The 673-nt window shown below is 59.9% G+C and carries 1 protein-coding gene; it reads left to right on the top strand.

Features of this window, described 5'->3' with window-relative positions; genetic code table 11:
• Positions 1–422: 422 nt before the first annotated feature.
• The coding region (locus AC0L3K_RS40705) for a hypothetical protein (protein ID WP_473368219.1) at positions 423–673 on the top strand (251 nt) is incomplete at its 3' end.

Below are 673 nucleotides of genomic sequence, written 5' to 3'. Positions count from 1 at the left end.
ACACATCACTCACGGGCGTTATGCTCAGGATGTAGAGGCCCTCATCCAAGGGTAACAGAGCGAGTTCACGAGCGCGGAAGAAGGTTGTCGATGTGACGATCCCGTCCGCTCTACCAACACGCTTTCGGCGCGATACCAACGGCCCTACCAAAAAAAGTCACCGGATGGAGACCCCGGAGGGAGCAGCGCCTTGGCTTCGGCGTTTGCCTGCTCAACCATGCCGACTGTGACGCGCCGTCTCTTTCGGTCGAGGGATGAGTGTTGGCCGCGCGGCAACGCCCGATAGCGCTGCCCACCAACTAAGTCAGGTTCGCGCTCCTATCGCTAACCAAGGCGACCCGATATCTTCTCGGGGTGATTGAGTTTTGATCGACTTTTGAACCCTGCAAATTTAACCGCGCTTCCGGTGGGGAGCTTTGTTCATGCAAATCGATTTGAGGTCCGCCGAGCGCAGCCCGGCGAGGGATGCTGAGGTGGAGGACTGCCCCTCCGATATTACAACTGCGAGTAAACCCGCCGCGCGAAAGACAACGCCGAAAACACGCACTGGCCGCTCATTCCATTTCCTGACGGTTGGTACGCGACGTCGTGAAACGGTCGAGATCGGCGCCTTACGCGTTGGCGCGGGTCGGGTCGCGGCGGATCGACCGCGCCGATCCGTGCCGGCGTTAGT

Source organism: Bradyrhizobium sp. MI1.10 (assembly GCF_055811035.1).
Note: the sequence above shows the minus strand (reverse complement) of the source record. Positions and strands in the feature narration are given on the sequence as shown.